At 69.5% G+C, this 26,118-nt stretch carries 22 protein-coding genes and 1 riboswitch; of the genes, 14 read left to right on the forward strand and 8 right to left on the reverse strand.

What is annotated here, in order from left to right:
• Positions 1-163 precede the first annotated feature (163 nt).
• From ACFP2V_RS33825 to ACFP2V_RS33870, 10 genes are all read left to right on the forward strand, one after another.
• On the forward strand, positions 164-772 hold the full coding sequence (locus tag ACFP2V_RS33825) for a CDP-alcohol phosphatidyltransferase family protein (protein WP_381219117.1): 609 nt from the start codon (positions 164-166) through the stop codon (positions 770-772).
• Between the two features lie 115 nt (positions 773-887).
• On the forward strand, positions 888-3,383 hold the full coding sequence (locus ACFP2V_RS33830; RefSeq protein ID WP_381219100.1) for a sugar phosphate nucleotidyltransferase: 2,496 nt from the start codon (positions 888-890) through the stop codon (positions 3,381-3,383).
• Positions 3,384-3,562: 179 nt separating this feature from the next.
• On the forward strand, positions 3,563-4,411 hold the full coding sequence (locus ACFP2V_RS33835; RefSeq protein WP_381219101.1) for a DUF881 domain-containing protein: 849 nt from the start codon (positions 3,563-3,565) through the stop codon (positions 4,409-4,411).
• Positions 4,408-4,740 carry a small basic family protein gene (locus ACFP2V_RS33840; RefSeq protein ID WP_030808725.1) on the forward strand — a complete coding sequence of 111 codons (333 nt, stop codon included), beginning with the start codon at positions 4,408-4,410 and terminating at the stop codon, positions 4,738-4,740. Before ACFP2V_RS33835 ends, ACFP2V_RS33840 begins: the two co-directional genes overlap by 4 nt.
• Positions 4,741-4,955: 215 nt before the next feature.
• The gene (locus ACFP2V_RS33845) at positions 4,956-5,741 is read left to right on the forward strand and encodes a DUF881 domain-containing protein (protein WP_417801245.1); all 786 of its coding nucleotides are present in this window, start codon (positions 4,956-4,958) and stop codon (positions 5,739-5,741) included.
• Positions 5,742-5,802: 61 nt separating this feature from the next.
• Entirely contained in the window at positions 5,803-6,750 is a 948-nt protein-coding gene (locus ACFP2V_RS33850) for an FHA domain-containing protein (protein ID WP_381219103.1), read from the forward strand.
• Between the two features lie 46 nt (positions 6,751-6,796).
• Positions 6,797-7,540, forward strand: coding sequence for a transcriptional regulator FtsR (gene ftsR, locus ACFP2V_RS33855; protein WP_381219104.1), 744 nt, complete (start codon positions 6,797-6,799; stop codon positions 7,538-7,540).
• Between the two features lie 77 nt (positions 7,541-7,617).
• The gene (locus ACFP2V_RS33860; protein WP_003988851.1) at positions 7,618-8,091 is read left to right on the forward strand and encodes a bifunctional nuclease family protein; all 474 of its coding nucleotides are present in this window, start codon (positions 7,618-7,620) and stop codon (positions 8,089-8,091) included.
• 218 nt (positions 8,092-8,309) lie between these two features.
• A complete protein-coding gene (locus ACFP2V_RS33865; RefSeq protein ID WP_381219105.1) occupies positions 8,310-8,996 on the forward strand; it encodes a MerR family transcriptional regulator in 687 nt (228 codons plus the stop codon).
• An 80-nt stretch (positions 8,997-9,076) separates the two neighbouring features.
• Positions 9,077-10,615: a DNA polymerase IV gene (locus ACFP2V_RS33870; RefSeq protein ID WP_381219106.1), complete on the forward strand. Its 1,539-nt coding sequence runs from the start codon at positions 9,077-9,079 to the stop codon at positions 10,613-10,615.
• An 85-nt stretch (positions 10,616-10,700) separates the two neighbouring features.
• Here the strand turns inward: ACFP2V_RS33870 and ACFP2V_RS33875 are convergent, their stop codons facing one another.
• A complete protein-coding gene (locus tag ACFP2V_RS33875; protein ID WP_381219107.1) occupies positions 10,701-11,075 on the reverse strand; it encodes a PRC-barrel domain-containing protein in 375 nt (124 codons plus the stop codon).
• A 111-nt stretch (positions 11,076-11,186) separates the two neighbouring features.
• Positions 11,187-11,283, forward strand: a riboswitch (glycine riboswitch).
• A 171-nt stretch (positions 11,284-11,454) separates the two neighbouring features.
• Here ACFP2V_RS33875 and gcvP point away from each other — a divergent pair.
• Entirely contained in the window at positions 11,455-14,340 is a 2,886-nt protein-coding gene (gene gcvP / locus ACFP2V_RS33880; RefSeq protein ID WP_381219108.1) for an aminomethyl-transferring glycine dehydrogenase, read from the forward strand.
• 177 nt (positions 14,341-14,517) lie between these two features.
• Entirely contained in the window at positions 14,518-15,282 is a 765-nt protein-coding gene (locus ACFP2V_RS33885; RefSeq protein WP_381219118.1) for a carbohydrate ABC transporter permease, read from the forward strand.
• A gap of 124 nt (positions 15,283-15,406) precedes the next feature.
• On the opposite strand, the gene ACFP2V_RS33890 is transcribed toward ACFP2V_RS33885, so the two are convergent.
• Positions 15,407-15,613 (reverse strand): DUF5999 family protein, encoded by a 207-nt coding sequence (locus ACFP2V_RS33890; RefSeq protein ID WP_381219109.1) that lies wholly within the window; start codon positions 15,611-15,613, stop codon positions 15,407-15,409.
• Positions 15,614-16,040: 427 nt separating this feature from the next.
• A complete protein-coding gene (locus ACFP2V_RS33895) occupies positions 16,041-16,625 on the reverse strand; it encodes a hypothetical protein (protein WP_381219110.1) in 585 nt (194 codons plus the stop codon).
• 567 nt (positions 16,626-17,192) lie between these two features.
• On the opposite strand from ACFP2V_RS33895, the gene ACFP2V_RS33900 reads away from it, so the two are divergent.
• Positions 17,193-18,710 (forward strand): glutamate-cysteine ligase family protein, encoded by a 1,518-nt coding sequence (locus ACFP2V_RS33900; protein WP_381219111.1) that lies wholly within the window; start codon positions 17,193-17,195, stop codon positions 18,708-18,710.
• A gap of 179 nt (positions 18,711-18,889) precedes the next feature.
• The gene (locus ACFP2V_RS33905) at positions 18,890-19,690 is read left to right on the forward strand and encodes a CPBP family intramembrane glutamic endopeptidase (protein ID WP_381219112.1); all 801 of its coding nucleotides are present in this window, start codon (positions 18,890-18,892) and stop codon (positions 19,688-19,690) included.
• Positions 19,691-19,751: 61 nt separating this feature from the next.
• On the opposite strand, the gene ACFP2V_RS33910 is transcribed toward ACFP2V_RS33905, so the two are convergent.
• The 5 genes from ACFP2V_RS33910 to ACFP2V_RS33930 all read right to left on the reverse strand — a co-directional run bounded on the left by ACFP2V_RS33910 (position 19,752) and on the right by ACFP2V_RS33930 (position 25,906).
• Positions 19,752-20,615 (reverse strand): PhzF family phenazine biosynthesis protein, encoded by an 864-nt coding sequence (locus ACFP2V_RS33910; protein WP_381219113.1) that lies wholly within the window; start codon positions 20,613-20,615, stop codon positions 19,752-19,754.
• Positions 20,616-20,710: 95 nt separating this feature from the next.
• Complete coding sequence (locus ACFP2V_RS33915; protein ID WP_381219114.1) at positions 20,711-21,142, reverse strand: VOC family protein; 432 nt, start codon at positions 21,140-21,142, stop codon at positions 20,711-20,713.
• Positions 21,143-22,230: 1,088 nt separating this feature from the next.
• Positions 22,231-23,280, reverse strand: coding sequence for a TniB family NTP-binding protein (locus ACFP2V_RS33920; RefSeq protein ID WP_381219115.1), 1,050 nt, complete (start codon positions 23,278-23,280; stop codon positions 22,231-22,233).
• A complete protein-coding gene (locus ACFP2V_RS33925) occupies positions 23,277-25,130 on the reverse strand; it encodes a Mu transposase C-terminal domain-containing protein (protein WP_381219119.1) in 1,854 nt (617 codons plus the stop codon). Before ACFP2V_RS33925 ends, ACFP2V_RS33920 begins: the two co-directional genes overlap by 4 nt.
• A 23-nt stretch (positions 25,131-25,153) precedes the next feature.
• Positions 25,154-25,906 (reverse strand): TnsA-like heteromeric transposase endonuclease subunit, encoded by a 753-nt coding sequence (locus tag ACFP2V_RS33930; protein WP_381219116.1) that lies wholly within the window; start codon positions 25,904-25,906, stop codon positions 25,154-25,156.
• Between the last annotated feature and the right edge of the window lie 212 nt (positions 25,907-26,118).

Here is a 26,118-nt window from a genome sequence, read left to right on the forward strand (position 1 = left end):
CGCCGATGGTACTGCAGGGGGGACCCTGTGGGAGAGTAGGACGCCGCCGAACAATTCTTATAGAGCTCTGGCTCTCGGGCACGCAGCCCGAGAGCCAGAGCTTTTTTGCTTTGAGGTAGAGTCAGTGAGCATCATCAACACGTTTCCCACAGGAGGTCCCCGGGTGGAGGTCCAGGAGACTCGCGTCCAGACGGACCGTGTCCTCACCATCCCGAACATCCTCAGCATGGCGCGACTTCTTGGCGTGCCCCTCTTCCTGTGGCTGATTCTCCGGCCGGAGTTCGGCGGCCCGAAGAGCGACGGCTGGGCGCTCCTGGTGCTCGCCCTGAGCGGTGTCAGTGATTACCTGGACGGCAAGCTCGCGCGGCGATGGAACCAGGTCAGCAGCCTCGGCCGGCTTCTGGATCCAGCGGCGGACCGGCTCTACATTCTTTCGACCCTTGTAGGTCTCACCTGGCGCGAGATTCTTCCGCTTTGGTTGACGGCCGTACTACTGGCCCGTGAGCTGGTTCTCCTGGTGATGGTGGGCATCCTCCGGCGTCACGGCTATCCGCCACCGCAGGTGAACTTCCTTGGGAAGGCAGCCACCTTCAACCTGATGTACGCCTTCCCGCTGCTCCTGCTCAGTGACGGTAATGGCTGGATCTCGTCACTCGCTGCTATTTTCGGATGGGCGTTCGCCGGATGGGGTACAACCCTCTACTGGTGGGCAGGAGTCCTCTACGTGGTGCAGGTCCGCCGCCTGGTTCGTGCGGACGCCATGGCCGGTTGAACTCGCTGAGTGGCACGCGCAACGTCGCGCGATGGCCCGCAGTGGAAAAGTGCGGGACAATCTTGGCAGGTGAAGTCGGCCAGACCGTCGTCTCTTAGAGGAGGACGCTTCCGACATGAAGGCCGTCGTGATGGCCGGGGGTGAAGGCACACGCCTTCGTCCCATGACCTCAAGCATGCCCAAGCCGCTCCTGCCGGTGGCCAACCAGCCGATCATGGAGCACGTTCTGCGGCTGCTCAAAAGGCATGGGCTCAATGAAACCGTTGTGACTGTTCAGTTCCTGGCATCACTCGTCAAGAACTATTTCGGTGACGGCGAAGAGCTCGGAATGGAGCTCACCTATGCCAACGAGGAGAAGCCACTCGGTACCGCAGGGAGCGTCAAGAACGCCGAGGAGGCGCTGAAGGACGACGCCTTTCTCGTCATCTCCGGTGACGCACTGACGGATTTCGACCTCACCGAGCTGATCAATTTCCACAAGGAGAAGGGCGCGCTGGTCACGGTCTGCCTGACCCGGGTACCCAATCCGCTGGAATTCGGTATCACCATCGTGGACGAGGAAGGCAAGGTCGAGCGCTTCCTGGAGAAGCCGACCTGGGGGCAGGTCTTCTCCGACACGGTGAACACCGGCATCTACGTCATGGAGCCCGAGGTCTTCGACTATGTCGAGGCCGACGTGCCCGTAGACTGGTCCGGGGATGTCTTCCCGCAACTGATGAAGGAAGGCAAGCCCGTCTACGGCTTCATCGCCGAGGGCTACTGGGAGGATGTCGGCACGCACGAGAGCTATGTGAAGGCTCAGGCCGATGTCCTGGAGCGCAAGGTCGACGTCGACATCGACGGCTTCGAGATCTCCCCGGGCATATGGGTCGCGGAGGGTGCCGAAGTACATCCCGATGCCGTGCTGCGCGGTCCGCTCTACATCGGCGACTACGCCAAGGTCGAAGCCGGTGCCGAGATTCGTGAGCACACGGTGGTGGGGTCCAATGTCGTCGTGAAGAGCGGGGCCTTCCTGCACAAGGCCGTCATCCACGACAACGTGTATATCGGGCCGCACAGCAACCTGCGGGGTTGTGTCCTCGGCAGGAACACCGACGTCATGCGCGCGGCGAGGATCGAAGACGGCGCTGTCATCGGCGACGAGTGCCTGATCGGCGAGGAATCCATCGTTCAGGGCAATGTGCGGGTGTATCCGTTCAAGACGATCGAGGCGGGAGCATTCGTCAACACCTCGGTCATCTGGGAGTCCAGAGGACAGGCGCACCTTTTCGGCGCCCGTGGGGTGTCGGGAATCCTGAACGTCGAGATCACACCTGAACTCGCCGTTCGGCTGGCCGGCGCCTATGCGACGACGCTGAAGAAGGGATCGACGGTCACCACCGCCCGGGACCACTCCCGTGGCGCCCGTGCCCTGAAGCGTGCGGTCATCTCCGCGTTGCAGGCCAGCGCCATCGACGTACGGGACCTGGAGAACGTACCGCTGCCCGTGGCCCGGCAGCAGACCGGGCGGGGCAGCGCGGGCGGCATCATGATCCGGACCACTCCCGGGGTGCCGGACTCCGTCGACATCATGTTCTTCGACGGGCAGGGCGCCGACCTCTCGCAGGGCAGCCAGCGCAAACTGGACCGGGTGTTCGCGCGGCAGGAGTACCGGCGCGCGTTCCCGGGCGAGATCGGCGATCTGCACTTCCCGGCGAGCGTCTTCGACTCGTACACCGGCTCGCTGTTGCGGAACGTCGACATCACGGGAATCGCGGAGTCCGGGCTGAAGGTGGTCGTGGACGCGTCCAACGGCAGCGCGGGGCTCGTGCTGCCGAGTCTGCTCGGCAAGCTCGGAGTGGACTCACTGACCATCAACCCGGGGCTCGACGAGTCCAGGCCGACCGAGACGGCAGATGTCCGGCGGGCGGGGCTGGTGCGGCTCGGCGAGATGGTGGCATCCTCCGGTGCCGCGTTCGGTGTGCGATTCGACCCGGTCGGCGAGCGGCTCTCCCTCGTCGACGAGAAGGGGAGGATCATCGAGGACGACCGGGCGCTGCTCGTCATGCTCGACCTCATCGCGGCCGAGCGGCGCAGCGGCCGGGTCGCGCTTCCCGTGACCACCACCAGGATCGCCGAGCAGGTGGCGGCCTACCACGGTACCCAGGTGGAGTGGACGACCACCTCGCCCGACGACCTCACCCGCGTGGGCGGGGAGGAGGGCACCATCTTCGGCGGTGACGGCAAGGGCGGTTTCATCGTTCCGGAGTTCAGCAGGGTCTACGACGGCACCGCGGCCTTCGTCCGGCTCATCGGTCTGGTGGCCAGGACGCAACTCACGCTCAGCCAGATCGATGCGCGTATCCCGCGTGCGCACGTGATCAAGCGTGACCTGGCGACCCCGTGGGCGGTCAAGGGGCTCGTGATGCGGCGGGTCGTCGAGGAGGCCGGTGACCGCTTCGTGGACACCACTGACGGTGTGCGTGTGGTGGAGACCGACGGCCGCTGGGTGATGGTGCTGCCCGACCCGGCCGAGGCGGTCACCCACCTGTGGGCCGAGGGCCCCGACGACGCCTCTGCCCAGGCTCTGCTCGACGAGTGGGCCTTGGTCGTGGACAGCGCCGGACGGTAGTCAAAACCGTGCAACGAGCGGTATGCGTGCGTGCCGGACAAGTATCCCCGACGGGACCTGTCCGGCACGTACGTGGGCCCGTTCGGAGGTAGCGCCCGCGGCATGCGACGATGTGCGGCATGCCGCAGCAACCCCCCGTTCGGAGCACCCCCCAGCGGCTACCGCGTCCGGACGCGTCCATGTCGTTGATCACCAACGTGATGGACCACAGCCTCGACGAGGGATACGCCGAGGCTGCCGCGCGGAAGCAGGCCGACGGCGGCGGAGGCATGCCGAAGACCCTCAGGGCGAAACTGGGGCTCGCCGGCGGTCTGGTGCTCGCGGCCCTGGTGGTGACCGTCGGAGCCGCGCAGGCCAGGGTGGAGGCTCCCGTCGTCGCCAAGGAGCGCGAAGAACTGATCGACAGGATCGACCGGGAGACCGAGGCGGCGGACAAGCTCGAAGACGGTATCGACGCCCTCCGCGCCGACGTGAGCGCGCGGCAGCGCGAGGCGCTCAAGCGCAGCGGTCAGAGCGAACGCACCGATCTGGTGGGCGTCCTGGCGGGCGCTGTCGCGGTGCACGGTCCCGGCGTGAAGCTCGTGGTGAACGACGCCAAGGACACGAGCACCGGCGGGGACGGAGACGCCCGTTCGACCACCGGGTTCTCCGACACCGGACGGGTCCGCGACCGGGACATGCAGCGCGTGGTCAACGGCCTGTGGGAGTCCGGCGCCGAGGCGATCTCCATCAACGGGCAGCGGCTGACGGCGCTTTCGGCGATCAGGGCCGCGGGGGACGCGATACTGGTCGACAACAGGCCGCTGGTACCCCCGTACACGGTCTTCGCCGTGGGGGACGGCCAGCAGTTGAGCAGCCGGTACCAGAACAGCTCGGACGGGCTGTATCTGCATGCCCTGCAGGAAAGCTACGACATTCGTACCGCTCTCTCGGTGGAGGACGACCTCCGGCTGCCCGCCGCGCCGAGCGTGATCGTGCGGACTGCTCAACCGATAACCAAGACTGCACCTGAGAAAGGCACACCGTGATCGCCGTACTGGGCCTCGTCGTGGGAGTCGTGGCCGGCCTGTTGGTCCGGCCCGAGGTACCGGCGGTCGTCGAGCCGTACCTGCCGATCGCCGTCGTGGCGGCGCTCGACGCCGTCTTCGGCGGGCTGCGGGCCATGCTCGACGGCATCTTCGACGACAAGGTCTTCGTGGTGTCGTTCCTGTCCAATGTGGTCGTTGCCGCGCTGATCGTCTTCCTCGGTGATGAGTTGGGCGTAGGTGCCCAGCTGTCCACGGGCGTGGTGGTCGTCCTCGGCATCCGGATCTTCTCCAACGCCGCGGCGATCCGCCGGCACGTCTTCCGGGCGTGAGACCGATGAGCGATCAGAACCACGAGCACGAGCACGAGCACGAGCACCCCCATCAGGACGACAGGACGACGCCCGAGCCGCCGGCCGGACCGCACGCGGTTACCGGAGGCCACCAGGCGTCCCCGCCTCGCCCCGCCTCGGCACCGCGCCCTGCTCTCGCACCGCGTCCCGCCGCGGCACCCGGCGGCAGCTTCCGTGAGGAACTGCCCGACGAGGTGCCCGCGAGCGCGTCCGCGTCCACGGAGGGGGAGGCGCCACCGGAGCGGCTCGGAACCGATCTGTCCGGACGGCAGCGTCTGGTGAAAGGCCTGTGGCCGCCACGGATCACCCGGGCCCAGCTCATCGTCGCTCTCCTGCTGTTCGGCCTGGGCTTCGGCCTGGCCGTCCAGGTGGCCTCGAACAGCGAGGGCGACAGCGCCCTGCGCGGCGCACGCCAGGAGGATCTCGTCCGCATCCTCGATGAACTCGACGACCGCACAGAGCGTCTTGAGGACGAGAAGCAAGGACTCGAGGAGCAGCGCGACGAGCTCGAGAACAGTTCGGACCAGGCCGAGGAGGCGCGCCGGCAGACGCTCGAGAGGGAACGCCAACTCGGCATCCTGGCGGGCACGGTGGCTGCACAGGGCCCCGGCATCACGTTGGTCATCGAGGACCCGAAGGGGATGGTCGAGTCGAACATGCTGCTCGATGCGGTCCAGGAGCTGCGCGCCGCCGGCGCCGAGGCCATTCAGGTGAACGGCGTACGTGTCGTGGCGGGCACCTACCTGTCGGATTCCGGCGACGGAGTGAGCGTTGACGGGAACAAGATCACTACCCCCTATCGTTTCAAGGTCATCGGCAAGCCGCAGGACCTCGAGCCGGCGCTCAACATTCCTGGAGGAGTGGTGCAGACTCTCGAGAAGGAACAGGCCACCGTCTCGGTGGAGCGGTCGACCAAGATCGTCGTGGATGCCTTGCGACCGGCGAAGCAGCCTGACTACGCTCGGTCGTCCTCGCAGTGAACCGGGGGTGCATGGAGGGCGACCGGCGAGGGCAAGAGGTTGCGGGGGGTCGGCGCACCGAATGGGTGGTGCGTGGTGGAAACTGTCTGGTGGATACGGACGTTGTGAGGATGTCCGGGTCGGCCAGTGTGTTCAGTCAGGGTTCGTCCTGCCCCACGGGCGGGTCTGTTTCGGTCAAGGGGAATCGCCCGTGAAGTTGTTTGGGAAGTTGTTCGGCAAGAGCGCGCGAGAAGGCCGCGACAACGCGACCGCTCGTCATCGCGCACAGCCCGACGCGGAGGCGTCGCGTCCGCTGTACCGGGATCAGGTCGGCGGTCCGGGCGAGGACGTTTCGGGAGGCCAGGGCGCGTCGTCGGTTGACCCTGCGCAGTCGAGCGGCATAGGTTTCGGGCAACCGTCAACCTCAGGTACGGGTGGAGGGTTCTCCACCCCGTACGCGTCCCAGGCCCCCGGTGGGCAGGAGGCTCCGTCCATGTCGGCCTTGGTGTGCACGAGGTGCGGTAACCGCAACGCGGAGAACAGCCGCTTCTGTTCGAACTGTGGAGCCCCGCTCAGGCCCGGAGCCGTCCCGGAGCGTCCCTCCGAGACGACGTCCACCATCTCCATCTCCGGTCTCGAGGCGTACGACGCCGAGGTCACCGGCCAGACGCAGGTGCCGACGCTGTCCCCGGAGGCACAGGCGGCCGTCGACGCACTGCCGATGGGTTCCGCGCTCCTGGTCGTGCGCCGCGGGCCGAACTCGGGCAGCCGCTTTCTGCTGGACGGCGACCTGACCACGGCCGGACGCCACCCGCAGAGCGACATCTTCCTGGACGACGTGACGGTCTCCCGCCGGCACGTGGAGTTCCGCCGCAGCCAGGACGGTTCGTTCACCGTGGCCGACGTGGGCAGCCTGAACGGCACGTACGTCAACCGTGAGCGGATCGATCAGGTCGGTCTGTCGAACGGTGACGAGGTGCAGATCGGCAAGTACCGGCTGGTCTTCTACGCGAGCCAGCGGGGCTACTGACCCTCCCCGGACTCCGTCCGGGGCACCCTGACCCCAGGGAAGGGCCATGCTTCATACACCGAGCGGCGGTGCCGGGCACGGTACCGCCGCCGCGGGAACTGGACTGATGAGCATCGGCACGGTGCTGAACGTGCTGCGTGAGGAATTCCCCGAAGTCACCATCTCCAAGATCCGCTTCCTGGAGTCGGAGGGGCTCATCGAGCCGCAGCGCACCCCCTCGGGGTACCGCAAGTTCAGTGCCGGGGACGTGGAGCGTCTCGGCCATGTCCTGAGGATGCAGCGGGACCACTATCTGCCGCTCAAGGTGATCCGCGAGCACCTGGACGCCATGGGGCGCGGCGAGGCCGTCCCGCTTCCGGCACTGTCCCGGCCGCGGGACGGGGAAGCCGGCCCCGAGCTGTCCGCCGAGCCGCCCGCCACAGCGGCCCGGATCGGGAGGGCCCAGTTGCTGGCGGCGGTCGGCGCCGACCAGCAGCAGCTCGCGGAGTGGGAGTCGTACGGGCTGATCGCGCCGGTCGAGGACGAGGTGTACGACGCCGAGGCGGTCACCGTCGCCGGCCTCATCACCGAGCTGAGGCGGTTCGGCATCGAGCCGCGGCACCTGAGGGCGATGAAGGCCGCCGCCGACCGGGAGGCCGGGCTGGTCGACCAGGTCGTCGCCCCGCTCAAGCGTCACCGCAACCCGCAGACCAGGGCGCACGCGGAGGCGCGCACGAAGGAGCTCGCCGGTCTCACGGTGAAATTGCACGCCGCGCTGGTGAGCGTGGCGCTCGGGGTGAGGCTGCCCTGAGGCGCGGAGGGCCTGGATCGGCCGCCCGACCCAGGCCCGACTACCCAAACATCCCGGGCACGGCCTAGGGTTGCTGTGTGAACGAGCTCGATGTCGTAGGTGTCCGGGTCGAAATGCCCTCGAACCAACCGATCGTGCTGCTGCGTGAAGTGGGAGGCGACCGGTACCTCCCCATCTGGATCGGCCCGGGGGAGGCGACGGCCATCGCCTTCGCCCAGCAGGGCATGGCTCCCGCACGCCCGCTGACCCATGACCTCTTCAAGGACGTGCTGGAAGCCGTCGGCCAGGAGCTCACGGAAGTGCGCATCACAGATCTGCGTGAGGGGGTCTTCTACGCGGAGCTGGTCTTCGCCAGCGGTGTCGAGGTGAGTGCCCGGCCGTCCGACGCGATAGCACTGGCGCTGCGCACGGGTACGCCGATCTATGGCAGCGACACGGTGCTCGACGACGCGGGGATCGCCATCCCGGACGAGCAGGAGGACGAGGTGGAGAAGTTCCGCGAGTTCCTCGACCAGATCTCGCCGGAGGATTTCGGCTCCAGCAGCCAGTGAGGGACGGCGGCCGTTCCGTCGGAATGCCGCTCGGAACCGCGGTGCGTGAGAGCCTCGCGCGGCCCGCACGGAGGGCATTCGGCTAGCCTTTCCCCGTGATGGGGCACGGAAAACCACTCTTAGGGTGATTATCACTCGGCGTGCCGAGTGTGGCGATCGTTGACGCACCCTTGGTGACTGCCTACCGTCGAGGAGGCAGGTCAAGGACGGAGGTCGGCGTGAGAAGCACCGGCGACGGTATGGCTGGGGGTGCCCCCGGACATGGTCTCGGGGTGAGCGGTCCGTACCCTCCCCCAGGCTCTCAGCTCCGCGCGAGCGGGGCGTATGCCCATCACGGCAACGCGGCCGATCCTGCTCCGCAGCGACCGGCGGCCGTGCCGAGCAGCGGAGGGGCGGCGACGTCCATGGCGTCCGAGGAGATCGGCTACCGCGGTCCGACGGCCTGCGCGGCCGCCGGCATCACCTACCGGCAACTGGACTACTGGGCTCGCACGGGGCTGGTGGAGCCGAGCGTGCGGCCCGCCCACGGCTCGGGGACACAGCGGCTGTACAGCTTCCGGGACGTCGTCGTCCTGAAGATCGTCAAGCGGTTCCTGGACACCGGTGTCTCGCTGCAGAACATCCGCACCACGGTCCAGCACCTGCGGGAGGGGGGCCTTCGCGACCTGGAGCGCATGACGCTGATGAGCGACGGCGCCACGGTCTACGAGTGCGCCACGCCGGACGAGGTCCATGCCCTGCTCCAGGGTGGTCAGGGGGTCTTCGGGATCGCTGTGGGCGTGGTGTGGCGGGACGTCGAGAGCGCGCTGTCGCAGTTGCACGGGGAACGCATCGACACCGGGGAGACACTGATCGGCCCCAACCCGACGGACGAGCTGGCGAGGCGGCGCAACCGCGCCGTCTGAGCCGCTGCGCAGACCGCACGGTCCGTGCCGGCGACACGCGCGGCGGGGCATTGTCAGTGGCGTAGGGCAGCATCGGAGATGTGAGATCCGCGCCCACAGTCCTGCATCTCGACATGGACGCCTTCTTCGCCTCGGTGGAGCAGGCGTCCAAGCCGAGCCTGCGCGGGAAGGCCGTGGTCGTGGGCGGGCTCGGGCCGCGCGGTGTGGTCGCCACCGCCTCGTACGAGGCCCGGGTCCTCGGTGTCCATTCCGCGCTGCCCATGGCGCAGGCGCGGCGGCTCGCGCCGAACGCGGCGTATCTGGTGCCCCGCTTCGCGTTGTACCGGTCGATCAGTGACCAGGTGATGGAGCTGCTGCGGGCGTTGTCGCCGCTGGTGGAACCATTGAGCCTGGACGAGGCGTTCGTGGATCTGGAGGCCGGAGGGGCGGCCTGGGACGAGCGGTCCGCGCGGCTGGCCGGCGCGAAGCTGCGCGCGGACATACGGGCGGTCACGGGGCTCACCGGATCGGTGGGGCTGGCGGCCTCCAAGATGCTGGCGAAGATCGCCTCGGAGCAGGCCAAGCCGGACGGGCTGGTGTTGATCGAGCCGGGGACCGAGCGGGCCCTGCTGGCGCCGCTGCCGGTCCGGACACTGCCGGGTGTCGGGCCGGCCACCGGTGACCACCTGCGGCGGGCCGGCATCCACACGGTCGGGGACCTCGCCGAGGCAGGGGAGGACGAGCTGGTACGCCTGCTCGGCAAGGCACACGGACACGCCCTGCACGCCATGTCCCTGGCGAGGGACGATCGGTCCGTGGTGGCCGAGCGGGAGACGAAGTCGGTGTCGGTCGAGGACACCTACGACGTGGACATCCACGACCGGGTGCGGGTCGGGGTGGAGGTACAGCGCCTCGCCGACCGCTGTGTGCGCCGGCTGAGGGCCGCGGGGCTGTCGGGACGGACCATCGTGCTGAAGGTCCGGCGGTACGACTTCTCGACGCTCACCCGCTCCGAGACCCTGCGGGGGCCCACGGACGATCCGGCGGTGGTGCGTGAGGCGGCGGCGCGGCTGCTGGACCCGGTCGACACGACGGGCGGCGTGCGGCTGCTGGGCGTGGGGGTCAGCGGGCTCGCCGACTACACGCAGGAGGACCTGTTCGCGCAGGCGGCGGGGGAGCGGGACAAGGAGCTGCTGGGCGAGGAAGCGGAGGCGGCAGTGCCCGCGGAGGAACGGCAACAGGCGGGTGCCGAGCGGCGCTGGCCGGCCGGGCACGACGTGAGGCACAGCGAGTACGGCCATGGGTGGGTCCAGGGCAGCGGCCTCGGGCGGGTCACCGTGCGGTTCGAGACGCCCGGGTCGGCGCCGGGGCGGGTGAGGACCTTCCGGACCGACGACCCGGCCCTGCACCCCGCCGATCCGCTGCCGTTGGTGGAGCGAAGACCTGGGGGCAGCGGGAGGAGCGCGGGCGGCCCGAGCGGCGAGGACAGCCAGGACGACGACGGTCAGGGCAGCGACGGTCAGGGCGATGAGGGCACCCAGGACGGCCGGGCCGACGGCGACGCCCGGGGTAGCCAGGTTTCAAGGGCTGGTGCGGGGGCGGTGGCCGGCGTTGCGGACCCGGGGGCCTTGGGCGAGTGAGGGCGCTGCCCTGCGTGGGCCCGGAGGCAGGCCCTGGACGGGCGGGTGCCGGGTCGGTGGTTCGGATGCGCCACGGGTGGCGTCCTCAGGCAGAGTCGTCCCTGCCGGCGAGCCTGCCGAAGTCGTGGTCCGGGAGCGGGGGAGGGGCGGCCGTGTCCAGGCCGTAGTGGTGGTAGAGCTGGAGCTCCTGCTCCGGGGAGAGATGACGGCCCACACCGAAGTCGGGGGCGTCCTTGATCAGAGCGCGTTCGAAGGGGATGTGGAGACCGCCGTCGATCAGCTCGCTCGGCTCCAGGGGGACGAAGGCGTCCCTGCTGAACAGGCCGGTGCGTATCGCCGCCCACTCCGGCACGCCGGTGGCGTCGTCGAGATAGACCTCGTCGATCGTGCCGATCCGGTTGCCATTGCGGTCGAACGCCTTGCGGCCGATCAGGTTGCGCGGATCGATGTCGGTCTGCACGGGCCCTCCACAGGTCGCAAGAATTCGTCAGCACTACAAAACGGCACAATCGGCGGAGCGGCCACTCGAAAGTCCGGGCCTTGCCCTCGCTGGTACCCTGGCAGCGGCTGCTGACCCCGTGCGGGAGAGCCCTCCCTGCACCATCGGAGGGCGCCGAAGGAGCAAATCCTCCCCGGAATCTCTCAGGCTCACGTACCGCATGGACGAGGTCACTCTGGAAAGCAGGGCGGGTGTCGACGGCTCCCGCTCTCACCGACGGTGAAAGCCGGCCGCCCCGGGCGGCCGGTGAAGCTCTCAGGTTGAGATGACAGAGGGGGAGGCCGTCCGGGCACCCGCCATGGTGCCCCTCGAAGGTCGTCGGACCAGGAGGCCTCCGCACATGACCGCCCATCGCATTTCCCTCTCCGAGCTCGAACAGGGAACGCCCTTCGAGCAGCGTCACATCGGCCCCGACCACGAGGCCCGCGCCAAGATGCTGGCGCAGGTCGGCTACGGCTCGCTCGACGAGCTGACGGCCGCCGCGGTCCCGGACGTGATCAAGAACGCCGACGCGCTGGACCTGCCGGGTGCCCGGACCGAGCCCGAGGTGCTGGCCGAGCTGCGGTCGCTGGCCGACCGCAACGAGGTGCTCGGTTCCATGATCGGGCTGGGGTACTACGGGACCTTCACGCCGCCCGTCATCCTGCGGAACGTCATGGAGAACCCCGCCTGGTACACGGCCTACACGCCGTACCAGCCCGAGATCTCGCAGGGGCGGCTCGAGGCGCTGCTGAACTTCCAGACCATGGTCGCCGAGCTCACCGGCCTCCCGACCTCCGGAGCCTCCCTGCTCGACGAGGGCACCGCGGCCGCCGAGGCGATGGCGCTTTCGCGCCGCATGGGCAAGAACAAGAAGGGCCTGTTCCTGGTCGACGCGGACGCGCTGCCGCAGACCATCGCCGTCATCCGGACGCGCGCCGAGCCGGCGGGTGTCGAGGTCGTCGTCGCCGACCTGAGCGAAGGCATCCCCGCCGAAGTCGCCGAGCGTGAGATCAACGGCGTACTGATCCAGTACCCGGGCGCCTCCGGTGCCGTACGCGACATCAAGCCGGTGATCGACCGGGCGCACGAACTGGGCGCGCTCGTCACCGTCGCCGCCGATCTGCTCGCCCTCACGCTGCTGACGTCCCCCGGCGAACTCGGCGCGGACATCGCGATCGGCACGACGCAGCGCTTCGGCGTGCCGATGGGCTTCGGCGGACCGCACGCCGGATACATGGCCGTGCAGGAGAAGATGGCGCGCAGCCTGCCCGGACGGCTCGTCGGCGTCTCCGTCGACGCGGACGGGCACAGGGCCTACCGGCTCGCGCTCCAGACCCGCGAGCAGCACATCCGCCGTGAGAAGGCCACCAGCAACATCTGTACCGCCCAGGTACTGCTCGCCGTCATGGCGGGCATGTACACCGTGTACCACGGCCCCGAGGGGCTGAGGACCATCGCGTGGCGCACCCACCGCTACGCGACCGTCCTCGCCGAAGGGCTCCGGGCCGGCGGCGTGGAGATCGTCCACGGTTCCTACTTCGACACGCTGACCGTGCGGGTCCCGGGGCGGGCCGCCGAGGTCGTGACCGCCGCCCGGGACAACGGCGTCAACCTGCACCCCGTCGACGCCGACCTCGTCTCGATCGCCTGCGACGAGACCACCACGCGCGACCGGCTCGCCGCCGTGTGGAGCGCCTTCGGTGTCGAGGGAGATGTCGAATCCCTGGACGCGGCCGCGCGGAACACCCTCCCGGACGCCCTGCTGCGCACCGACGAGTACCTGACGCACCCCGTCTTCCACCAGCACCGCTCCGAGACCGCGATGCTGCGCTACCTGCGCAGGCTCGCCGACCGCGACTACGCGCTGGACCGCGGCATGATCCCGCTGGGCTCCTGCACCATGAAGCTCAACGCGACCGCGGAGATGGAGTCCATCACCTGGCCCGAGTTCGGGCAGCTGCACCCCTTCGCGCCGGCCGGACAGGCCGAGGGCTACCTCACGCTCATCCACGAGCTGGAGGACCGGCTCGCGGAGGTCACCGGCTACGACAAGGTGAGCCTTCAGCCCAACGCGGGCTCCCAGGGCGAACTGGCCGGCCTGCTGGCCGTCCGCGGCTACCACCGGGCCAACGGCGACGAGCAGCGCACCGTCTGCCTCATCCCGTCCTCCGCGCACGGCACCAACGCCGCCAGCGCCGTCATGGCCGGCATGAAGGTCGTCGTCGTGAAGACCGCCGAGGACGGCGAGGTCGACGTCGACGACCTGCGCGCGAAGATCGAGCGGTACCGCGACGAGCTGTCGGTGCTGATGATCACGTACCCCTCGACGCACGGTGTGTTCGAGGAGCACGTCGCCGACATCTGCGCGGCCGTGCACGAGGCCGGCGGCCAGGTGTACGTGGACGGCGCGAACCTCAACGCGCTGGTCGGACTGGCCAAGCCCGGACACTTCGGCGGGGACGTCTCGCACCTGAACCTGCACAAGACCTTCTGCATCCCGCACGGCGGCGGCGGTCCCGGCGTCGGCCCGGTCGGCGTGCGGGCGCACCTGGCGCCGTACCTGCCGAACCACCCGCTGCAGCCCGAGGCCGGGCCGGAGACCGGGATCGGGCCCATCTCGGCGGCGCCGTGGGGCTCGGCGGGGATTCTGCCCATCTCGTGGGCGTACGTCCGGCTGATGGGCGGCGAGGGGCTCAAGCGGGCCACCCAGGTGGCGGTGCTCAACGCCAACTACATCGCCAAGCGCCTCGAGCCGCACTACCCGGTGCTGTACACCGGCCCCGGCGGGCTGGTCGCGCACGAGTGCATCATCGACCTGCGCCCCCTGACCAAGGCGACCGGCGTGAGCGTGGACGACGTGGCCAAGCGACTGATCGACTACGGCTTCCACGCGCCGACGATGTCGTTCCCGGTGGCCGGGACGCTGATGATCGAGCCGACCGAGTCCGAGGACCTGGCCGAACTCGACCGATTCTGCGAGACGATGATCGCAATTCGCGCGGAGATCGAGAAGGTCGGATCCGGTGAGTGGCCCGCGGACGACAACCCCCTGCGCAACGCCCCGCACACCGCTGCCGCGCTCGGTGGGGAGTGGGGGCACGCGTACAGCCGCCAGGAAGCCGTCTTCCCGACCGGAGTGAGCGCCGCCGACAAGTACTGGCCGCCGGTGCGCCGCGTCGACCAGGCCTTCGGCGACCGCAACCTGGTGTGCTCCTGCCCCCCGCTGGAGGCGTACGAAGACTGAGACGCTCTCTCAAAAACGGGCCGGCCTCGGCACGTCCGCGCCGGCGTCCCTGGACGCGTCCGCGAGCGAGTCCAAGGCCGGCTCCGGGCTCGGCTCCGGGCCCGTGCCCCGGCCCCGCGCCGGCGTTTTCTCCGGACCCTGCCGTTGCATCTCGTCCTGATCGCCGTCGGCGCGGTGATGGCCGTACCCCTGCTGTACGCCGTGCTGTCCGGGTTCAAGTCCACCGACCAGCTCTCCGGCAACCCCGCCTGGCCGCCCGACCCGTGGGTAGGCGCCAACTACACCGGCATCCTCGCTTCCGGTGACTTCTGGCGGCTGGTCGGCAACAGCACGCTGATCGCCATCGCCACGGCCTTGATCGTGGTCGTGGTGTCCGCGCCGGCGGCGTTCTCCCGCCCCCGGTTCGCCTTCCGGGGGCGGGAGATGCTGTTCAGGCTGTTCACGAGGGGGTTGATGTTCCCGTTCGCGGTGGCCGCGCTGCCGCTGTTCCTGCTGTTGCGCTCCATGGGCCTGCTGGACAACCCGCTCGGCGTGATCCTCCCGCAGGCCGCCTTCGGCCTGCCGATGACGATCACCATCCTGCGCGGATTCTTCCGGCAGATCCCGGGGGAGCCGGAGGAGGCGGCCAGGCTCGACGGCTGCAGCCCGTTCGGCTTCTTCTGGCGGGTGCTGCTGCCGATGGCACGGCCCGCGCCGGGCACCGTCTCGGTGCTCGCCGTGGTCACCGGCCGGAACAACTTCTTCCTGCCGCTGCTGGTGTTCACCGACGACACCTGGTGGACCATCCCCATAGGCGTCCAGCAGTTCCAGGGACAGGACTCCGTGGACACCGCGCGTGTCTTCGCGTATCTCGTCCTGGCCATGGTTCCCGCGCTCGCCTTCTGCTCGGTCGCCGAGCGCCAGCTCGTCGGCGGCCTGACCGCGGGCGCGACCAAGGGGTGACGCACACACGCCCGGTGTATCACGGTGTGTGACAGACCCTGGATATGCGTCGGGGCCGGTTCGCGGGAGTTCCCGCGGTCCGGCCCCCGGGTTCCGTGGGCGGGCTCCGCTCCGCCCGGCAGAGCTAGGCGGTGGTCATCACCTGGATGGCGCCCTGAAAGCGCTGCGGGGCGATGCACCTGCCATCGGGCAGGAGTTCACCGGTGTCCTCGAAGAGCACGACACCGTTGCACAGCAGGCTCCAGCCCTGCTCCGGGTGGTGCGCCACGAGACGGGCGGACTCCCGGTCGGCGGAATCGGCTGCGGGGCAAGGCGGCTGGTGCTGGCACATGGATGGGATCTTTCGCTCTGGCGTGACCTGTGGGCTGGCTGTCGTTTCAGTTCCGCGGCGTGAAGCTTCGTTCATGGCCGCCCCCCGTGGTGATAGGCCCGTCGAGACAGGCTGGTCGGAAACAAGTGTTGCCCCTCGGGCGGAAATCCGCAGGGGTTTCGCGGCACCGCCCCTCACAGGTTGATGACGCGTCACCCTGGCGGACGGTTCAACTCAACTGCCCTGTCAATTCGGGTGGTTCCGCATGGCCGGATGAGGCTAGTCCGGTCCGGAGTCCTGGTCGCCCGGTGTTCAGGACCACGTCGGGCTTCCTCGTGGTTCCGGCGAGGGTGTGCCCCGCCGCCGGCGGCCCGGCGGCGGGGCATGGAGGAGCGAGGTGTGGGAGGGGGAGGGGTGCAGAAAGGGTGCTCGCGCGAGGGGTGAGGCGTCAGGCGGGTGAGCCGAGCAGCCGGTCGGGCGTGGCCCGGTGGGTCAGTACCGGGAGGAGTTCGGCGGCCCGGTGCGGGCGGTGGGCCGCGATGCCGGGCGGTGCCGGGGCGAGCGGGACGAGCAGGTCGGTGGCTGCCGGATGGCCGGTGGCGCCGTCCGCGGTACGGTCGCCGTGCAGCCAGAGGGTCAGCATGTAGAGGCCGGGGACCGACAGCAGTCGGGGCTGGTACGACTGCGGCAGGGCCTCGGCCTGGCGCAGGGCCAGTTCGGTGGAAGCGATGTAGGGGCCCTCGAAGAAGCGGGAGAAGGTCCAGCCGTCGGGGGTGAGTACGGTGTCCGCCGCGGCCACCGCCCGGTCGCCGCAGCGGATCAGGAAGCGCCAGCCGGCCAGTCGCGTCGCGGACACGCCCTCGGCGGTGACCCGGTCCAGGACGTGTACGGGCAGCGGCAGTTCGGGCGAAGCAGTCCCCTCGGCGCCGAGGAGGGAGGGAGTTCGGGCCTCACTGAACGCGGTGGGAGAGGAGAGTGCGGTCAGGACGGAACGCAGTGCGGGCGCGGGAGCCGGGGGGACATGCAGGGGCATGATGGGTCGCCTCTCATTCGAAGGCACAGTGACGCGAGGGCGGGGCGGACGGCGCTGTCAGCTCGCGAAGGCCGGAAGGCAGGGGCCGGGGGTCTGAGCACGAGAGGTGAGGGGTGAGGAGTACCGCACGTCACCTCGTCGCCTGGATCACTCGACCGTGGGCGCCAACCTTCTGCCTTGTCCACGGAGTTTATACGACGCGTGTTCGGAGTATGTTTCGGCTAGCCGTTTTCGACCCGCGGAACAAGGGTACTTCTGGACGATGAAACGGGGGAATTATCCCGATTCTCAGCCGGGCATACGGCGATGACCTCGATAAATGTCCGCGCAGTGGTAGGCCTATTGTCGTCGGCGTTTTTCACGAGTTCGCCGTCGCCTTGTCACGTGCGTTGTCGGTCATGTGCCGGCCATGCCGCGTGAATGTGCCACTGGTCACCTTCGACCAGCGTAGCGGCCGACAGGTCACTTCGGGGCGTTATCGATCGCATCCGCTGGGCATCCTCCACTGTGGACCGGGACCCGGCGGCCGATCATCGGACCGCCCATCCGAGGAGAAGGGAGGCTTCGATGGGGGAGAAGGTCGTGGCAGGCGGGTTCGACCTGTCCGATCGCCAGCGCTACCGCGACAAGCTCCGCAGGTGTCTGACGGGGTTGGAGCGACTTCTGGCGGAGAAGCGGTTCGACCGGCCCAGAAATCTCATGGGGCTGGAGATCGAATTGAATCTCACGGGTGCCGACGGGATGCCCAAAATGTTGAATGGGCAAGTCCTCGAGCGGATTGCGAGCCGCGACTTCCAGACAGAACTCGCCATGTTCAACCTGGAAGTCAACATAGCCCCACACCGTTTGGGGGGTCGGGTATTCGACCGGCTCGCCGAGGAGCTGCGCACCTCCCTCGCGTACGCGGACCGGAAAGCCGCCGAGGTGGACGCCGGAATCGTGATGATCGGCATTCTGCCGACGCTGGACCGCGACGACCTGGTCTCCTCGAACCTCTCCGCCGTCGACCGTTACACCCTGCTCAACGACCAGATCGTGGCCGCCCGCGGGGAGGACTTCAACCTCGAGATCGAGGGGGTGGAACGCCTCAGCTGTACCTCCAAGTCCATCGCGCCGGAGGCCGCCTGCACCTCGGTGCAGCTGCACCTCCAGGTCACCCCGGCCCGCTTCGCCGACGTGTGGAACGCGGCCCAGTCGGTCGCCGCCCCCCAGATCGCCGTCGGCGCCAACTCGCCCTTCTTGTTCGGCCGTGAGCTGTGGCGCGAGTCCCGGCCGCCGCTGTTCCAGCAGTCCACCGATACCCGTCCGCCGGAGCTCCAGGCGCAGGGGGTTCGGCCGCGCACCTGGTTCGGCGAGCGCTGGGTCGGCTCGGCGTTCGACCTCTTCGAGGAGAATCTGCGCTACTACCCCGCACTCCTGCCGATCTGCGACGACGAGGATCCACTCGATGTGCTGGACCGGGGCGGCACCCCCTCGCTCGCGGAACTCGTCCTGCACAACGGCACGGTTTACCGATGGAACCGCCCGGTCTACGGCGTCGTCGACGGCGTGCCCCACCTACGGGTGGAGAACCGGGTCCTGCCCGCCGGGCCCACCGTCGTCGACGTGGTCGCCAACGCGGCGTTCTACTACGGCCTCGTCCGTGCCCTCGCGGAGGACAGCCGCCCCGTGTGGACCCGGCTGCCCTTCGAGGCCGCTGCCGCCAACTTCGACGCCGCCTGCAGGCACGGCATCGACGCCCGCTTCACCTGGCCCCGGCGCGGGCGTTACGGGGGTACGGTCGAGGTGGACGCGGTCACCCTCGTACGCGACGAACTGCTGCCGCTGGCCGAGGCGGGACTGGACGCGTGGGGCATCGAACCCGCGGACCGAGACCTGTACCTCGGCGTGATCGAGGAGCGCTGCCGACGCCGGCAGAACGGCGCGAGCTGGCAGGCCGCGACCTTCCACCGGGCGCTGGACGGGGGCCTGTCCCGGGAGGCGGCACTGGCGGCCACCACCCGGCACTACCGTGAGCTGATGCTGCGGGGCGATCCGGTGCACACCTGGCCCGCGGGGCTGCCGGAGCCGGTACCCACGGGCTGACCCCCGGGTGAGCGGGCGGGCGCGCCCCGGGCAGCCGCAAGGACGGCCGGTCGTGGCCCGCCGACCGCACGGTCGGCCGGGGGATCGTACAAAGCCGACGGACGCGGACCGCCCGCCGGGTGCTCGGCCGGTGCCTTCATACTGAACCGATCGGACGGATCGGTGATCTGGAGGCAGGTGTGCAGGCGGAGGCGGGCCCGGAGGCCGATGCGTATCCTCAGCGGCGGCTCACGCGGAAGACGCTCCGCGAGGAGACGCTGCTCGTGCTCGCGGTGTCGCTCGGCGCGAGCGCGGTGTCCGCGCTGATCAGTTTCGTCGGCTCGGCCACCCGGCCGGGCGGCCTGAAGGACCAGGCGGCCACCCTCAACGGCTCGGCCGCACCGGGCCGTCCCTGGCTCGACCTGGCCTGGCAGCTCTTCGGGATCACCAGCGCGCTGGTCCCCGTCGCGCTCGTCGCCCACTTCCTGATCCGCGAGGGCGCGGGACTGCGCACCCTCGGCTTCGACCGCGCCCGGCCCTGGTCCGACCTCGGTCGCGGGACGGCGGTCGCGGCGGCCATCGGCAGTAGCGGCATCGCCTTCTACCTGGCCATGCGTGGCCTCGGCTTCAACCTCACCGTGGTGCCCGAGGCGCTGCCCGAAGTGTGGTGGAAGTTCCCCGTGCTGATCCTCTCGGCGATGCAGAACTCGATCCTCGAAGAGGTCATCGTCCTCGCCTATCTGCTGCGTCGGCTCGATCAGTTGGGCTGGTCGCCGGGCGCCGCGATGGCGACCAGTTCGGTACTGCGCGGCTCGTACCACCTCTACCAGGGCATCGGCGGGTTCATCGGCAACATGGTCATGGGTGTGGTGTTCGTCCACCTCTACCGCCGCTGGGGCCGGGTGGGGCCGCTGGTGGTCGCGCACACGCTGCTCGACATCGGGGCGTTCGTGGGGTACGCGCTGCTCGCGGGCAAGGTGGACTGGCTGCCCACGGCGTGAACCGATTCGGGAAGGGGGCGTGCGATGGTGCCGCACGCCCCCTTTCGTCCCTGGGTCCGGCTCAGCCCGTCGGTCCGCCGCGGTTCAGGGCCCCGCCGCTCGGCAGTGCGGCACCCTGCAGCTCGCCTTCGATGACGGTCACCGCCCGTCCGCCCAGCAGGGTGCGCCCGCCGCGCAGTTCCGTACGGACGCGGCCCGAGCGGGGTGAGGCCTGGAGGCCGGTGAGGGCGGTGCGGCCCAGGCGCTCGGACCAGTAGGGGGCCAGCGCGGTGTGGGCGCTGCCGGTCACGGGGTCCTCGTCGATGCCGATGTTCGGAAAGAAGCAGCGGGAGACGAAGTCATAGCCCAGGGAAGGGTTCTCCGCGCGGGCGGTGGCGATGACGCCGCGTGCGGAGTGGGCACCGAGGGTCTTGAGGTCGGGCCGCAGGGCATGGACCGTCCGTTCGTCGGCGACCTCGACCAGCAGGTCGCCGACGTTCGGACCGGTGTCGAAGGCCGTGAGTGGCTCGGCCCCCAGCGTCTCGGCGAACCCGTCGGGGAGGGTGAGCGGGGTGAGTGGGGCCGTGGGGAAGTCCAGGGTCACGGAGCCGTCCTCGGCCGTCGTCGCGACAAGGACGCCACTGCGGGTGGCGAACCGGACGGGGCCCTGGTGGGAGCCTGTGGTGTGCAGGACGTGGGCGGTGGCGAGGGTCGCGTGGCCGCACAGGGCGACCTCGGCGGCGGGAGTGAACCAGCGCAGCGCCCAGTCGGCGTCCTTGCTCTCGGGCAGCGGGTGCGCGAAGGCGGTCTCGGCGTGGTTGACCTCCAGGGCGACGTTCTGGAGCCAGCCGTCGTCCGGGAACGCGTCCGTGTCCAGGAGCAGGACTCCGGCGGGGTTGCCGGTGAAGGGCCGGTCGGTGAAGGCGTCGACGATTCGAATGCGCATCCCCCGACGGTAGGGCGTGGGCGGAGCCGCAGGCCAAGGCCAATCCGCAGGCACCGGACCGGATTTCCGGCGCTGATCCGTCCGGTGGCCGGCCCTCAAGGAGCCGAGGACGCCTCGGGCCCAGGGGGCGGCGTCGAGGGGACGAGGTAGTCCGCCCGTCCCTCGTCGTCGAGTTCGAAGGGGCCCTCGGGGATGATGCAGAACTCATTGCCCTCCGGGTCGGCCATCACCAGGAAGCCGCCGTCCGCGTACTCCTCCAGCCGGCGCCCGCCGAGCGCCTCGACCCGCTGCTGCTCGGCAGCCGGGTCCGGTGAGGTGATGTCGAAGTGCATACGGTTCTTGCCCGATCCGGGCTCGCCGGTCCGCTGGAAACCCAGACCCAAACCGTTCTCGCGTCGCATCCACACATAGGGCCCCGTGCGACCCACGACCGGGCGGCCGAGCAGCTCGGACCAGAACGCGGCGAGCCGCTCGGGGTCGGTGGCATCGACGATGAGGGCGTTGATACGCAGGGGTGAGTCGGCCATGCGCTGATTCTCTCAGGGGCAACAGCGCGGTCAGCCGTGTCGCCGTCGTTCTCACCCCCGTGCCCCGCGTGGCTGCGAGACAGAGTGGTTCTCCCGTCTCGAAGGATCTGGTCCCATGCCATGCCCTTGACCTGCGACGACCAGATCGGTTGAGACACGCAGTGGAGTCGAGTCTCAGTTGACCTGGTCCGCGAGGATGCTTCATCGGCATACCGAACGGGTGTCCACGATGTCCGATCCGAGCTCTCAAGTGACCTGGCCCGCCACAAGGAAATCGGGCCAGGTCACTTGAGGATGGGCCCAGTTCGACGGAGACGGGACAGTGGCCGTCGTGACGGCAGGTGTCCTGTCTCAATGAAGTTAGTCGTTCTCGTGGCGTTGACCTGCGTGGACTGGATTGGGTGAGACGGGTGGACTCGGTTCGTTGAGACGGACGGCGGGGGTCGTGTCCGGTGCGCGCTCGGCAGGGGGTTGAGCTGGTGCCGTCGGATGTGCTCTGAGGCGTTCGCGGTAGGCCGCGGTCCGGCAGGCTGCCGAGCACCAGATCGGCTGGCGTCCTCCTCCGTGTGGACGGTCGGTCTTGGGCTGCAGCTGTCGACCGCACTGCCCGCATTGGCCGTTGGCCCAGCGCGCCTCGTAGTCGGCTTGTCGGCAGGGCTCGGAGCACCAGCGGAACGGGCGGTTGCGTTCGACGAGGGTGCCGCAGTGGGTGCAGGGCGCGGTGTGGCGGGTGCGTTGGATGACGCCCTGGGATGAGGGTGGGACGCGTTTGCGGTAGGCGATCATTCGGCACCGGCCGGAGCAGAATTGCGCCGGGCGGCCTTTGGTGGCTCGGAGAGGCAGGGGCTGACGGCAGATCCCGCATCGCGTGTCGATCAGCGCCCGTTGCAGGTCAGCGGGCGGGCGTCCGGCGGCCGCGGCGAGTTTTTCGATGCGGGGAGGGCCGGAGGAGCCGGCCGCGCGGAGGTGGGAGCGCAGATCGGCGGGCGGGAGGTGATTGGCGTGCGCGAGACGGCGGATGTAGGAGTCGACGGTGTCGCCGTCAGCGGGGCGAACGTAGATCGGCAGGCGAGGAGGCGGGAGGTCGTTCATCGGGGCGCCGTGGTCTTCCGGACAGGGTGGGCAGACTCGGCCGCGTGATCCAGAGGGATGGCGTCGAGTCCGTCCTTGGTGACGCGTTCGGTGCCGCCCAGGATCGCGTCGATCGCGGCACCCCGGATGGCGTGGGACAGTGCTCCGATCATCCCGTCGGTGCGGTTGTGCAGGTAGCGGTCCAGTTTGACCAGGCTGCGCGGTGGATGGTCGTGCAGGATCAGGGTCTCTTCCATGGTCGCGATGAGCCCCTTCCATTCGTCGCCGTAGGGGAAGGGGCCGGTGGGGACGAGAGTGAAGCGGCCCGCAATCTGAGCGCCCCGCCTGCCGACCAGGAGTTCGCTGGTCTCCAGGTCGATGCCCGCATAGACGAAGGTGGCGGGGATGCGCTCGGAGAAGTACTTCAAGGTGTCGGAGACCTCGGCGCCGGCCTGGGTCCTCTGCGAGATGTTGTGGATCTCGTCGACGAGCACGAGGCCGGTGCGGATATCGGTGCAGACCCCCACCACGGCCTCAATGATGTCGGTCATATTCGACCGGGGACGGACCGGCAGCCCCAGGAACCGGGCGAACTCTGCCGCGATCATGCGGGCGGTCGCGGCAGGAGGAACGGTGATGTAGAGGACGGGGATGCGGTCGCCGATCTTCGGGTGGCGGGCCCGGTCGAGGAGCTCGTGGGCCCGGCCGAGCTGGACAATGGCGCTGGTCTTGCCCGTGCCGGGAAGGCCCGAGACCATCAGCCCGCGGCGGGCACTGATCGCGTGCCGGTTCAGCAGGACCAGGCGACGGCCGCAGATCCGGGTCTTCTCGACGAACGACGTGGAGACCGTGAGCATCCGGGCGTGATGGTCGAGGCGGTCCTCGTCGTAAAGGTCCCGCTCGGTCGGTGACAGCTGCTTCAGTTCATCCGGGGAAAGCCGGCCCGGGGGCGGGGGTGGGCCGTCGACCAACCTCCGCCAGCCGGCCAGAGTGGTCAGCTGCCGGTTCGCCTCGGCGTCGGCTTCCTGCACTGCCGTGGGCCCGGCCGCCGGACAGGAGGGGGTCACGTGCGCCTCCAGGGGTCGGCAAGCGGGTCGAACAGGCCCAGCGGGATGACGTCGGCGAGCTCGGTGTCCGGCTCGTCGTTGCGTTCGGGCTCGGTGACGGGCGGATCGGGGACCGGGCGGCCGGTCGACGTGGCCCGGGTGCGAGCGGCGACGCGGCGGTCGCGCCGCGAACGCTTGGGCGGACGGTCCTGGTCGGCAGCGGGACCGTCGTGGGCTCGCCGCAGCAGGGCCGCGGCCGCATCCGCGATCTGTTCCTCGGAGCCGCCGGGGACCTGCGCGCGAGCGTGGTCCCAGGCCAGCTCACCGAAGGGGACGCCGACGCGGTGCAGGTGCTTCCAGAACACGGTGATCCACCGATCGGCGCGGGAGTCGCGTACCCAGATCCGGGAGACGTCGTAGGGGTCGTAGTGGACCTCCCACAGGCCCTTCTTCGCCGTCACCCCCGAGCGCTGGCGGCGCAACGGGTTCAACTCCGGGCTGTCGTAGGTGCGGTGCTTGATGCGGATGCCGTAGGCGTTGATCGCCTGCCAGCGCTCGGGCAGCAGCTCGACATAGTCCTCGCCGCCGAGCGGCACTGGGACGTATCCGCAGGATTCGAGCAGCGTGGCGTACTTCTCGTTCGGCGAGAACGCCCGTGCCGGTGCGTCCGGGTCGCGCAGGGCGTCGTGGGGCCTGGTCTGCCAGACGGCGATGATCCACTCGTCGAGGAGGTTCTGCAGTTCGGGCAGCGACCACAGCGGCCCTTCTTCCAGGTCGCGGCCGCGGCGGTCTGTCGTCGAGCCGGTGTATCCCGCGACGAACTGGGCGAACAGCGTGGCCACGGAGCCCAGGGTCTTCTCGATCGTGCCCTTGTCGGTCGGCGTCGCCTTGTGTGCTGGCTGCAGGTTGATGCCCAGGTAACGACAGGACGCCCTGAAGGCGTGTGAGATGAACACGCTGCCGTGGTCGCAGACGACCGTTTCCGGCACGATCACCGGACGGGCGGCCGCGTGCTCCAAGCGCTCGTCGATGCCCAGCAGCCGCCGGTGCGGCAACGCTGACCGGGACATCCGCAGGGCTTCCGCCCAGCCCGGGCGCATCGCCTCAGGGGTAACACTGCGAGCCAACAACGCGGAGGCATCCGCGGCCTTCGTGGAGGGCCGCAGCACCGCCGCGGTGATCGACCTGGTGGCGATGTCGACCATGGCCGTCAGCTCGACCTTCTCGGCGACGCCGTCGTCCAGCCGCACCAGCACGTCCATCGGCGTGGAGTCGATCTGCATCAACTCGCCGGGCGCACTGGCCGGCACCTCGCCGAACGGCCCGGACGGCCGTGCCCCCACCGAGCGGCGGGTGCGGGCCGACCCGGTGGCGTGGGTGCCGGTGGCAAGCTTGTCGAACAGCCGGTAGAGCGTGGCCCGCGACGGCAGTTCAACGTCGGCGGTCCCCTCCCGGTCGGACAGGATCTGTTTGGCCCGCCAGATGATGAAGCCGATGGTCCTCGACGACGCGTCGGCGGTCTCGGCGATCGCCTGTCGCATCGCCTCCACCACGGCCGGCTCGACCTGGCCGAAGGCCCGCATCTGCTTGGCCGACCGGCCGTCCGCCAGCCCGACCAGCCCATCCCGCTGGTAGCGCCGGCGCCGCTGCTTGATGCCGCTGGCCGACACCCGATACCCGGCCGCCGTCAACTCGGCCGCCCTGGCCCGCTCGCGCTGGGCCAGTGAGCGCCGTCTCGGATCGAACTCCGGCCGCGGCTCGGCCCCTTCCGGAGCATCCGGCGGCAGACCGCGCAAGACCTCCAGGACGTGCCTCTCCCACCAGCGGGCCCGTTCAGCGGCAGCCTCGGGGAACTCCGCGATCCGGGACATCGGCGGCACCCGCCTCTTTCCGGTCACCGGCCCACTCCGCCGGCCAGGTGCACGATCGTGCGCGGCCCCAGCAACTCGGCCGTCACGCCCTCGAAGACCAGCTCCCGGAGCCAAAGGAGGTGGAACAGCACGGGCAGCGTCAACAGCCGTTCCCCGGCCGCATCCGCCCCCGCCATGAGCGGTCCCGGTGTCGCGAAGGCCTCCCGGAGCCGGGCCGCGGCCGGGCCGTGCAGACACCGCGGGTGCCGGTAGCGCGACAGCCACCGGACATTCCCGAGCAGCACCGCGTCCGGCGTCCCCAGCCGCTCGAACCCCCACCCGGCCTGGGCGCAGACCAGATGCGTCACCTCGAACGCTTCGGCGTCCTTCGGCTCGACCCGCTCGTCCGCACGGACGTCGACGACCACCGCCGAGCCGTCCGCACGCCGGACGAAGTAGTCCGGGGCGTGACGTCGCTCCCGCTCCCCGTCATGCCAGTGCAGCCAGAACGGCTGCGAGCCAATCCCCACCACGTTCGGGTCGAAGTCCATCAGCAGCAGCCGGTCCCGCTCCAGCCACGACTCGAAGCCGACGTGCCGCCCGGTCGTCGCCGCCCAGTACCAGCCCGGGAAATGGCGCCCACCGCGCGACCAGCGAAACGTGCGCACCGGAGCGACATCCTCGAACCGGCCCGTCACGCAGTCCCGCAGCGGACGCCGACGGCGCCCGTGCACCGCGTCCACGTACGACAACTCGACGCACGGTTCCGCCGGATCCACCCCAGCAGGTACAGCCATCCAGCACCCCCAGCGCACTCAGTGGCGTGACCAGGTTCGCTGAGACAAAAGCCCGAACGACTCGGTTCGTTGAGAAACCGACTCGATTGAGTGAGACGAGACAGCAGGGGGTTGCCATCACCATCCTACCGATATATCGTTGAGTTATCGCGACAGGTCAGTCTCCCTGTTCCCTTCGGGTACGCCTTGCTGGCGTGAAAACATGGCTGCGG

It is taken from the genome of Streptomyces incanus (assembly GCF_042656345.1).
Taxonomy (GTDB): domain Bacteria; phylum Actinomycetota; class Actinomycetes; order Streptomycetales; family Streptomycetaceae; genus Streptomyces; species Streptomyces incanus.